The organism is Pantoea sp. FN0305, assembly GCF_050113845.1.
Lineage (GTDB): Bacteria > Pseudomonadota > Gammaproteobacteria > Enterobacterales > Enterobacteriaceae > Mixta > Mixta alhagi.
Window position 1 is genome coordinate 298,553 of record NZ_JBNJSN010000007.1, and the last position, 9,910, is coordinate 308,462.

Sequence of the window (9,910 nt, forward strand, 5' to 3'; positions counted from 1 at the left end):
TTTGTTACGCCTGCGGTGGCTGTCCGTTAGAGGCGGTTATACCGCCGTCAACCGGCAAATTAACGCCGGTGATATAGCGGGCATCGTCACTGGCCAGGAAGGCGATGGCGGCAGCGATATCTTCTGCTGCACCCGGACGACCAAGCGCAATACGCTCGTTAAACTTCGCCATCAGCTGGGCATTGTTCTGCATCTCTTCGGTCATATCCGTGATGGTCAGGCCCGGGCAGATGGCATTGACCCGCACGCCATCTTTACCGTAATCCATCGCCAGAGCGCGCGTGAAGTTAGTAATAGCCCCTTTCGCAGCATTATAGATACTCATACCCCAGTCGCCGCCCAGTCCGGACACGGAAGAGATGTTGATCACGTTGCCGCCGCTTTCCAGCAGCATTGGCATGAAAGCGCGAGTACAGTAGAAAACGCCATCAAGGTCGGTAGACATGACCTTTTTCCAGTCTTCATCGCTGGCTTGATGAATTTTTCCTGATGCATTCACACCGGCATTATTGATCAATACATCCGCATGACCGTAATGCTCGCGTACCTGTTCTGCCAGGGCCTCTACATCTTCCCGTTTCGACACGTCGGCAACAACAACCAGATGATCGCCCGCTTTAAGCGTGGCAAAGGTATTATTGAGTTTTTCCCGGGTACGTCCTGTCAGCACCACACTTGCGCCTTCTTGCGCAAAGCGTTTGGCGCTTGCCGCACCAATACCTGAGCCTGCACCGGTAACCACAACGACTTTGTTACTGAAGCGATCCATTTTGCCTCCTTGTTACTGACAACTCGCTAATCCCGATGATTAGCAGCCTGTTAAGCCTGGCATAACAGCGACACGCGGCAGCAATAAAAGGCTAAAATGCATATAAGCTTATGTTTTTAAAGGTTTATTAATCTTTAGAAATTGTTAATGCCATGAAGCTAACGTGGTGCTAACCTCGCCGGCGCGTCGTGGCTCGTTAGTTACCGCCACGATAGTGGGTATGATAAAAGCGCATATACCAGCGATCGGCCTGCTGCTGCATGTCAATATCCTGGAATTTTGCCGGATACAGCTTTTTAGCCAGCCAGAGTTCGCCCAGCCCCATTGCTTCAGGCATGGGATAGCCCCAGGCCTTAGCATATTCTGGCATCAGCCAGACGCGCTGGTGTTGTACTGCATCTATTACCTGCCAGACCGGCTGCGTTTTGATCTCATTAACCACTTGCGGATAACGATTCTGTATCAGGATCACTTGCGGGTTCCAGGCTACCACCTGTTCCATGGAGACCTGTTTATAACCGAGCACTGTCGCTGCGGCGACATTCACCGCGCCGGCATGCGCCATCATCAAACCGGTATATTTACCGGAGCCATAGGTGGTTAGCTCAGGATTAGCGATATAAACCCGCACGCGCTGGCTGTCAGGAATATCGCGCAGACGCGCCTGAATAAGCTCGCGCTGGCTGAAAGCGGCGGTTATCAACTCTTCGGCCTGCTGCGAGCGTTTAACCACCGTGCCAATCAGGCGGATGCCTGCTTTAAGCCCCTCATCATAGGCCTTATTTTCATCTTCCAGCGTCGGGTTTAGCTTGGCCAGCTGTTCCGCTTTCCCGCTGCGTAGGGAAATAGCGATCGTAGGAATGCCGAGGTGTTGAAGACGTTCAATCATGCTACGTGGTGCATAGTTGGCGACAAACACCACCTGCGGATGGAGCGCGACCAGCGCTTCGGGATCAACATGCGTCAAATCGCCAGGCGCAGGCACGGTTGCCAGCGATGGTGCCAGACGCTCATAGTCAGCGCCCAGCTGTTCTCGCCAGTTATTCAGCACGCCGACAATCTTATCTGTTGCGCCCAGCTGTACCAGCAGATTAAGGGTTTGATGCTGTAATACCACAATGCGATCAACGCGATCGGGAATGATAACCTTACGGCCGAGCTGATCGGTAATTTCTCGATCGGCATGCGCGTATAAAGAAGGCAGGACAAGGCAGAAAAGCAGGGAGATAATTTTAAGCATCATAAGCCTCATTGCTTCGCTATATACTTTATTATACAGCGTTGGGTGGGCTGAAAAATGATGCGGCGCAAATAACCCGTGCTGCCAACCCCGTCAGGTTGGCAGCATGCTTTATTGCGGATCGACCGGCACAATATTCTCGCCGGGATAGCAGCCTAATACCTTTAACGAACGGGTAATGGCACGCAGCTCCTGCAGCGCCTGCTGCATCTCATTTGTACGTAGGTTGCCCTGTACATCCAGATAGAACATCTCTTCCCACGGATTGCCGTTGATAGGACGCGACTCCAGTTTGCTCATGATAAGGTTGTGCTGACGCAGCACCAGGAGCGCCTCAACCAGCGCGCCGGATTGCTGGCCGGTGGCCATAATCAGGGTGGTTTTCGCTGGCACCTGTTCAGAAACATCAACAGGCTTACGCGCCAGGACAATAAAGCGGGTAATATTCTGCTGTTGATTCGCCAGATGACGTTCCAGTACCTGCAAATGATAAAGCTCACCGCCCGCCTCGCTGCCTAATGCGGCAACTTTTGGTGAGTTGAGCGCAGCGACTTTCTCCATCGCTGCCGCAGTGCTTTCGGTATATTCAATTTTCCAGTGCGGGAAACGGTTTATAAACTGGCTGCACTGCTGGAAGGGCTGAGGATGACTGTAAACCGTTTCGATCTGCTGTAGATCGGTCGAGCCGGTTACCAGAACACAGTGATCGATAGGCACCGTCATCTCACCGACAATCGACAGGCTGGTTTGCTGCAGGAGGTCGTAAACTTCATTGATTGAGCCAGAGCTGGTGTTCTCAATCGGCAACACGGCGTAATCCGCCTGACCGCTTTCTACTTCCTGAATAATATCCTGGAATTTTTGACAGCCGCTCTCAATTACATTTTCAAAATGGCGTGCGCCATATTTACGCGCCGCCAGATGAGAGTAAGAGCCTTTAGGACCAAGGAAAGCAATACGCGCTGATTGTTGATTGGTTTGGTTGAGATGCTTTTGCAGCAGCGCCTGCTGGGTAAGAACGGAATCTTCGATAATCAGCTGAAACAGGCGCGTAATAAAATGGGCATCCAGTTGATGGCTTTTGCCAAGCGTAATTAAGCGCTCCAGCAGATCGCGCTCACGATCGATATCGCGTACCGGACGATGCGTAGCCATCTTAGCTTTAGCGACTTCAATTGCCAGCGTTCGTCTTTCAGCGAGCAAACCCAGCAAATTTTCATCAATGGCGCTGATTTTATTGCGCAAGGCCAATAGCGGATTTTCCGGTTTCATAGCTTTACCTGTCAGATGTCCATAATAAAAAAAGCCTCCCGGTGTGGGAGGCTTTATTGTTCGTCTTCGCTTTCTTTTTTCTGCGACGAAACGCCTCCCAAATCAGGGGAAGGTAAAAAAGAAAGCGAAGAAAAACGAAAATTTCATCATATAACCTGCTGTTGTGGATGATGTTAAAGTAACCGTAGCCTTTTGCTACTGTCAATAAAAAACGCGCCCGCAGGCGCGTTGTACCGTTAATTGCGCCCGGATAAACAGGGGCGCATCAGAATTTATACTTCATCATCAACATCAACCGGCGTTAAGCCTTTCACACTGGCAGCGGCACGACGCGCTTCGCCTTTATGCTGAACTTTGTTTAGCTGGCGTTCCAGTTTACTGATGAGCTCATTGATAGCGGCATACATATCTTCATGGGTTGCGCTGGCGACCAGCGGGCCATTAGGCGTGTTGATTGTTGCATCAGCAACATATTCCTTTGGCGCTTTTGAAAGAACGATATGCGGATTGATTAAATGAGTCTGCCACTTTTCAAGCTTGGAGAGACGGTCTTCGACATGCTGGCGGATAGCCGGGGTGATTTCCATTTGTTTACTGGTAATGTTCACAATCATCATGTTTACCTCTCTGTCATTGCCGTCGTAGTAAGTTTAGCATACCGGGAAGAGAAGGGATTTTTGTGACGAAAATCACATTAAGCTGTCACTTTTTGTCAAGGAAATGAAATCTGTGAGGGGGTACGGTAAATGTGCTGAAACCCCTTGTAGAACCCTTTGTCACAGGGCAAACTCAGAGAGTTAACAGCAGGGAATAAAGAAAAACCTGCTGTTTTTGTAAACAAAAAAGCAGCCTGCAGGCTGCTTTTTTGCTGTGCGGCTTAATCAGGCCTGGTTTGCAGCGATAAGCTTTGCGACTTTGTCTGCCTGCGCATTCAGTTGCAGCTTGCGATAGGCATTTTCCATTAGCGGCAGCGCGGTGCGCGTCGCCTGAGTATCTGGATAATTTTTCAGCATTTGCTCTACGCGATTGACTACCGCGACATAGGCTTCGCGTTTCGTGTAGAATTGCGCCACGGAAAGCTCATATTTTGCCAGGCGATTTTTCAGATAGACTAAGCGCTGGCGCGCATCGGTGGCATACTGGCTGTTCGGCCAGCTACGCAACAGCTGAGAAAAGTCACGGAAGGCCGTGCGCGCATGTTCAGGATCGCGATCGGAGCGATCGATACCAAAGAAGCCTTGCAGAGCGGAATCGTCTAACGCCATATCCGTCAGGCCCTTCATATACAGAACATAATCGATGTTCGGATGTGTCGGGTTCAGGCGCATAAAGCGATCGATAGCAGCCTGGGCCATCGGCAGGTCAGCGTTTTTATAGTAGGCGTAGATCAGATCCAGCTGAACTTGTTGGGCGTAAGGGCCAAATGGATAACGGTTATCCAGTGCTTCCAGTTGCGTTATTGCGCCTTTAAAGTTACCGTCCTGCAGTTTTTGCTGAGCCGTTGCATAAAGCTCAGAAGGCGGACTGTCAGGCACTTGATCCTTAGAGCTTGAACAACCCGCAAGAGCCAGGCTCAACGTGGCTGCAGCCACCAGATATTTCATACGCGTCATGACGATTTGATTATCCTCAGAGTGTGTTATTGCGGAAGCTGTCCATTAAGCTCCCGATAGTGACCAGGTACGATAGCACATTATATTAAACGGCATCGCCGTGAAAACCCAACGTTAACGAAGAAGCTGTTTATGGCACAACAAGTAAAACTCACCGCAACGGTCTCCGAATCGCAACTCGGACAACGCTTAGATCAGTCTTTGGCGGAATTGTTCCCTGATTATTCGCGTTCGCGCATAAAAGAGTGGATTCTCGATCGTCGTGTGAGCGTCAACGGTAACATCGTTGATACGCCCAAGGAAAAAGTATTGGGCGGCGAAGCCGTGGCAATCGAGGCGGAAATTGAAGAAGAAGCACGCTGGGAAGCGCAAAATATTCCCCTGGATATCGTCTATGAAGATGAACATATTCTGGTTATTAACAAGCCGCGCGATCTGGTAGTGCATCCGGGCGCAGGAAATCCGGACGGTACCGTCCTGAATGCGCTGCTGCACCACTATCCGGCCATTGTTGACGTACCGCGTGCGGGCATCGTCCACCGTCTTGATAAAGATACCACTGGCCTGATGGTCGTGGCGAAAACCGTCCCGGCGCAAACGCACCTGGTTGAATCGCTGCAGCTGCGTGAAATTACTCGTGAATATGAGGCAGTTGCCATCGGCAATATGACTGCCGGCGGCGTTGTTGATGAACCTATTAGTCGTCATTCAACCAAGCGTACCCATATGGCCGTTCATCCGATGGGAAAACATGCGGTAACGCACTATCGGGTTATGGAGCATTTCCGGGCCCATACGCGTCTGCGTCTGCGTCTGGAAACCGGCCGTACTCACCAGATTCGTGTGCATATGTCGCACATTAACCATCCGCTGGTGGGCGATCCGCTGTATGGCGGTCGTCCGCGTCCGCCGAAAGGCGCTTCAGATGCGTTTATCGCAACGTTACGCGGTTTTGATCGTCAGGCGCTACATGCCACCATGCTGCGCCTTTATCATCCGGTAACCGGTATTGAGATGGAATGGCATGCGCCACTACCACAGGATATGGTCGATCTGATTGATGCGCTGAAAGCCGATACGGACGCATTTAAGGATCAGCTGGACTGGCTATGAACGATCTGATTGTTCCTGACTGGCCAGCACCAGCAACGGTACGCGCCTGCAGCACCACGCGTGCCGGTGGCGTTAGCGCGGCACCGTGGGATTCGCTTAACCTGGGCGATCACGTCGGCGACCAGCCCGCAGCAGTGCAGGCTAACCGGCAACGCCTGGTTGATATGGCCGATTTACCCGCGATGCCCTGGTGGCTGGAGCAGGTTCATGGCACCGAGGTTGTTCGCCTTGATGGAAGGCCGCCAGCCACGCGTCGCGCTGATGCAGTCTGGAGCAATCAGGCCGGAAGGGTTTGCGCGGTGATGACAGCCGACTGCCTGCCGGTTCTCTTTTGTTCTTTTGATGGTAAAGAAGTCGCGGCAGCCCATGCGGGCTGGCGTGGACTCTGCGCTGGGGTCCTGGAAAATACGCTTCGTCAGTTTTCCGCTCCGCCTGAAGAGATTCACGTCTGGATGGGCCCGGCAATAGGGCCAGAAGCCTTTGAAGTCGGCCCTGAGGTCAGAGCCGCCTTTATGGCCCATGATCCGGCGGCAGCTGGCGCTTTTCGTGCTGCTGGCGATAAATTTTATGCCGATCTGTGGCAGCTGGCGCGTCAGCGTCTGGCAGCTCAGGGCGTGGCTTCTGTTAGCGGGGGTGGACGCTGCACCTGGCATGATTCTGCTCATTTTTTCTCCTGGCGACGCAGCGGTACTACCGGACGTATGGCAAGTTTGATCTGGCTGATATAACCTTACGCCACAAGACGATCCAGGGTGCGCTTTTTTTCACCGTAATACAGATCAAAGACCTTGAAAATCTGAGGTCAGGCCTCATTTCATCTCCAGTAGCATTTTGACCTGTATTGGGAGGAATCATGCGTCTGGATCGTCTTACTAATAAATTCCAGCTTGCGCTCGCCGATGCTCAATCCCTCGCCCTTGGGCGCGATAACCAATTCATTGAACCTCTTCACTTGATGAGCGCTTTGCTCAATCAGGAAGGCGGCACTGTGCGTCCTTTACTGGCGACCGCAGGGGTGGATGTAGGTGGATTACGTAACGGTGTTGAGCAGGCTATCAGCCGTCTGCCACAGGTAGAAGGTACTGACGGCGACGTCCAGCCTTCCGCCGATCTGGTGCGGGTACTTAACCTGTGCGACAAGCTGGCGCAGAAGCGCGGCGACAACTTTATTTCATCAGAATTATTTGTTCTGGCTGCGCTTGATTCGCGCGGTTCGCTGGCGGATTTAATGAAATCCGCAGGGGCGACAAGCGACAAGCTAACAAAAGCCATTGAACAAATGCGTGGGGGAGAAGGCGTGAACGATCAGGGAGCCGAAGACCAGCGCCAGGCATTGAAAAAATACACTATCGATCTCACCGAGCGTGCGGAACAGGGCAAACTTGATCCGGTGATTGGCCGTGATGAAGAGATTCGCCGTACTATCCAGGTACTGCAACGGCGCACCAAAAATAACCCGGTGTTGATTGGTGAACCAGGCGTTGGTAAAACCGCCATTGTTGAAGGACTGGCGCAGCGTATCGTTAATGGCGAAGTGCCGGAGGGGCTGAAAGGCCGTCGGGTACTGGCGTTGGATATGGGATCGCTGGTGGCTGGCGCTAAGTATCGCGGAGAGTTTGAAGAGCGTCTGAAAGGGGTGCTGAACGATCTCTCTAAGCAGGAAGGCAACGTTATTCTGTTTATCGATGAGCTGCATACTATGGTCGGCGCCGGGAAAGCGGATGGCGCTATGGATGCGGGCAACATGCTGAAGCCTGCGCTGGCGCGCGGGGAGCTACACTGCGTTGGCGCAACCACGCTTGACGAGTATCGGCAGTATATTGAAAAGGATGCCGCGCTGGAGCGTCGTTTTCAGAAAGTCTTCGTGGCGCAGCCGAGCGTTGAAGATACCATCGCTATTTTGCGTGGCCTGAAAGAGCGTTATGAGCTGCATCATCATGTACAGATCACCGATCCTGCTATCGTCGCGGCTGCCACGCTGTCACATCGTTATATCGCCGATCGCCAGTTGCCAGATAAGGCAATCGACCTGATTGATGAAGCCGCTTCCAGTATCCGTTTGCAAATCGATTCCAAGCCAGAAGCGCTGGATCGTCTGGAGCGTCGCGTTATCCAACTGAAACTGGAGCAACAGGCGCTGAAGAAAGAGTCGGATGAGGCCAGCATCAAGCGTCTGGAAATGCTGGAAGACGAACTCAATCAGAAAGAGCGCGAATACGCTGAACTGGAAGAAGAGTGGAAAGCGGAAAAAGCGTCGCTCTCAGGCACCCAGAACATTAAAGCAGAGCTGGAGCAGGCGAAGATTGCGCTGGAACAGGCGCGTCGTTCCGGCGATCTCGGGCGTATGTCTGAACTGCAATATGGCAAAATCCCTGAGCTGGAAAAACAGCTCGCGGCAGCCACGCAGTCTGAAGGCAAAACCATGCGTTTACTGCGTAACCGGGTGACGGACGTTGAGATTGCAGATGTACTGGCGCGTTGGACCGGTATTCCGGTTGCGCGGATGATGGAAGGCGAACGTGAAAAACTGCTGCGCATGGAGCAAGACCTGCATCAGCGGGTCATAGGCCAGAATGAAGCAGTAGAAGCGGTTTCTAATGCAATACGCCGTAGCCGTGCTGGTTTATCCGATCCGAACCGCCCGATTGGTTCATTCCTGTTCCTGGGGCCGACCGGGGTCGGTAAAACCGAACTGTGTAAAGCGCTGGCTAATTTCCTGTTCGACAGCGACGACGCGATGGTGCGTATCGATATGTCGGAATTTATGGAGAAACATTCGGTGTCGCGGCTGGTGGGGGCACCTCCGGGCTACGTAGGGTATGAGGAAGGGGGATATCTTACCGAGGCCGTACGGCGTCGCCCTTATTCTGTGATCCTGTTGGATGAAGTAGAAAAGGCGCATCCTGACGTCTTCAATATTCTGTTGCAGGTGTTAGATGACGGCCGCCTGACGGATGGGCAGGGACGTACCGTTGATTTCCGCAATACCGTGGTGATTATGACCTCTAACCTGGGGTCCGATCTGATTCAGGAACGTTTTGGTGAGCTGGACTATAGCGCAATGAAGGATGTAGTGATGTCGGTAGTGAGTCATCATTTCCGTCCTGAGTTTATTAACCGTATTGATGAGGTTGTGGTGTTCCATCCGCTGGGTGAAAAACATATCGCCTCTATTGCTAAGATCCAGCTGCAACGGCTGTACAAGCGTCTGGAAGAGCGCGGCTTTACGGTGAACATGTCTGAAGAGGCATTAAAACTGCTGGGGCAGAATGGGTATGACCCGGTATATGGCGCTCGTCCGTTAAAACGTGCGATTCAGCAGCAGGTAGAAAACCCGCTGGCGCAACAAATATTGTCTGGAAAACTGGTTCCGGGCAAAGCGATAGATATAGATGTGCAGGATGGCATTATTACAGCACGTCAATAAATCATGTAAAAATGGGCCGAAAGGCCCATTTTTGTCTCTGTGAAGTGCTTTTTTGCATGGTTTATAGGCATAGTGCGCGAAATGTGAACGGTTGAATTTATTTTTGAAATTAGCACTTGCGAGGTCTCAAGAACTCCCTATAATGCGCCTCCATCGACACGGCACAACGGCTTACGCCACGCGGTGTTGAGCGGTTCAGTAAGATGAATCGCCGGAGAAAAACTTCTGAAAAAGAGGTTGACTCTGAAAGAGGAAAGCGTAATATACGCCACCTCGCGACAACGGTATCAGGTGCCGGTCGCAACGCTCTTTAACAATTTATCAGACAATCTGTGTGGGCACTCACGGACGGGATATCGCAAAAACTATTGCAGTATCAAGTCTCAGAGTGAACACGTAATTCATTACGACGTTTTTCTTTGAGCATCAGACTTTTAAATTGAAGAGTTTGATCATGGCTCAGATTGAACGCTGGC

At 51.9% G+C, this 9,910-nt stretch carries 9 protein-coding genes and 1 other annotated feature; of the genes, 3 read left to right on the top strand and 6 right to left on the bottom strand.

All coding sequences use genetic code 11. The annotated features are described in order from the left end of the window. Window positions 1-4 precede the first annotated feature (4 nt). The 6 genes from ACQE3Y_RS15705 to bamD all read right to left on the bottom strand — a co-directional run bounded on the left by ACQE3Y_RS15705 (window position 5) and on the right by bamD (window position 4,894). Window positions 5-769 (bottom strand): SDR family NAD(P)-dependent oxidoreductase, encoded by a 765-nt coding sequence (locus ACQE3Y_RS15705; RefSeq protein WP_250650717.1) that lies wholly within the window; start codon window positions 767-769, stop codon window positions 5-7. A gap of 196 nt (window positions 770-965) precedes the next feature. Continuing rightward, window positions 966-2,012, bottom strand: a complete 1,047-nt coding sequence (locus ACQE3Y_RS15710) for an ABC transporter substrate-binding protein (protein WP_426982041.1) — start codon at window positions 2,010-2,012, stop codon at window positions 966-968. 108 nt (window positions 2,013-2,120) lie between these two features. Then, window positions 2,121-3,281, bottom strand: coding sequence for a bifunctional chorismate mutase/prephenate dehydratase (gene pheA, locus ACQE3Y_RS15715; RefSeq protein ID WP_426973731.1), 1,161 nt, complete (start codon window positions 3,279-3,281; stop codon window positions 2,121-2,123). A gap of 24 nt (window positions 3,282-3,305) precedes the next feature. After that, window positions 3,306-3,432: a sequence feature (Phe leader region), on the bottom strand. Next, complete coding sequence (locus ACQE3Y_RS15720; protein ID WP_418304153.1) at window positions 3,384-3,428, bottom strand: hypothetical protein; 45 nt, start codon at window positions 3,426-3,428, stop codon at window positions 3,384-3,386. (Overlaps the previous feature by 45 nt.) 121 nt (window positions 3,433-3,553) lie before the next feature. Next, the gene (gene raiA / locus ACQE3Y_RS15725; protein ID WP_250652762.1) at window positions 3,554-3,895 is read right to left on the bottom strand and encodes a ribosome-associated translation inhibitor RaiA; all 342 of its coding nucleotides are present in this window, start codon (window positions 3,893-3,895) and stop codon (window positions 3,554-3,556) included. Between the two features lie 267 nt (window positions 3,896-4,162). Beyond that, window positions 4,163-4,894 carry an outer membrane protein assembly factor BamD gene (bamD, locus tag ACQE3Y_RS15730; protein ID WP_426973732.1) on the bottom strand — a complete coding sequence of 244 codons (732 nt, stop codon included), beginning with the start codon at window positions 4,892-4,894 and terminating at the stop codon, window positions 4,163-4,165. A 132-nt stretch (window positions 4,895-5,026) separates the two neighbouring features. Here bamD and rluD point away from each other — a divergent pair, with 132 nt between their 5' ends. From rluD to clpB, 3 genes are all read left to right on the top strand, one after another. Further along, a complete protein-coding gene (gene rluD / locus ACQE3Y_RS15735; protein ID WP_426973733.1) occupies window positions 5,027-6,007 on the top strand; it encodes a 23S rRNA pseudouridine(1911/1915/1917) synthase RluD in 981 nt (326 codons plus the stop codon). After that, the gene (yfiH, locus tag ACQE3Y_RS15740; RefSeq protein WP_426982042.1) at window positions 6,004-6,735 is read left to right on the top strand and encodes a purine nucleoside phosphorylase YfiH; all 732 of its coding nucleotides are present in this window, start codon (window positions 6,004-6,006) and stop codon (window positions 6,733-6,735) included. The genes rluD and yfiH overlap by 4 nt, the downstream gene beginning before the upstream one ends. Window positions 6,736-6,860: 125 nt before the next feature. Continuing rightward, entirely contained in the window at window positions 6,861-9,434 is a 2,574-nt protein-coding gene (gene clpB / locus ACQE3Y_RS15745) for an ATP-dependent chaperone ClpB (RefSeq protein WP_085070507.1), read from the top strand. Window positions 9,435-9,910: the final 476 nt, after the last annotated feature.